This window comes from Micromonospora sicca, from assembly GCF_003172935.1.
GTDB lineage: Bacteria > Actinomycetota > Actinomycetes > Mycobacteriales > Micromonosporaceae > Micromonospora > Micromonospora sicca.
In genome coordinates, this window is the sequence record NZ_QGKS01000019.1 from 1 (window position 1) to 775 (window position 775).

A 775-nucleotide genomic window follows, 5' to 3' on the forward strand; every position below is an offset into this window, starting at 1 on the left:
GCAGCCGGGCAGCGGGGCGAGCAGCAGCAGCGGCACCAGCGCCGGCAGGGTCCGGCGCAGTCCGCGCCGGAGGGCGCGCGCTGGCCGGACCCACGGTGCGGGCCGGGCCGGCCGGATCCGCATCGGCAGCTCCCGGGTAGCGGGCGGCACCCCGCCGCCCCTGCCGGTACGCCGGGTTGACCCCGGCGTACCTCACCCGGTCAAACGACCGCGGACCCGGTCACGACTCGCGTTCGGTCAGCGCGGGGTGCCGAAGTCCTGCGTCCAGTACGGCCCGTTGCTCCGCGCCACACCGACGCCGATCTCGGTGAAGGAGCAGTTCAGGATGTTGGCCCGGTGCCCCGGGCTGTTCATCCAGGCGTCCATCACGGCGGCCGGCGTCTGCTGGTTCCAGGCGACGTTCTCGCCGTACGCCCGCCAGGCGTAGCCGACCCGGTCGAGCCGGTCGCCGACGTCGCTGCCGTCGCTGCCGTCGTGCGACATGGTCTTGTGGTCGGCCTGGTCCTGGCTGTGTGCCTGGGCCGCCTTCATCAGCTTGTCGTCGATGCTGAGCGCCTTGCAGCCGGCCTTGGCCCGCTCCTTGTTCACCAGGTCGACCACTTCCTGGAGTTCGGCGCTGATCCGGCCGGTCGTGGTGGTGGTGGCGGTGCTGCGGCTCGGTGCGGGGGCGCGGTCGAGCTGACGGGACGGTGCGGTGGTGCGGCTGGGCTTCGGCGGGGCCGTCCGGCTGGCCGACGGGCTCGGCCGGGCGGTGCTCGGCTTCACCGTGGGGGAG

General features: G+C 74.2%; 1 protein-coding gene. It reads right to left on the bottom strand.

Annotated features, from left to right (window positions below; genetic code table 11):
• Positions 1–237: 237 nt before the first annotated feature.
• Positions 238–775, bottom strand: a 538-nt coding sequence (locus tag DKT69_RS00115) for a CAP domain-containing protein (RefSeq protein WP_146230937.1), incomplete at its 5' end; no start/stop codon positions are given.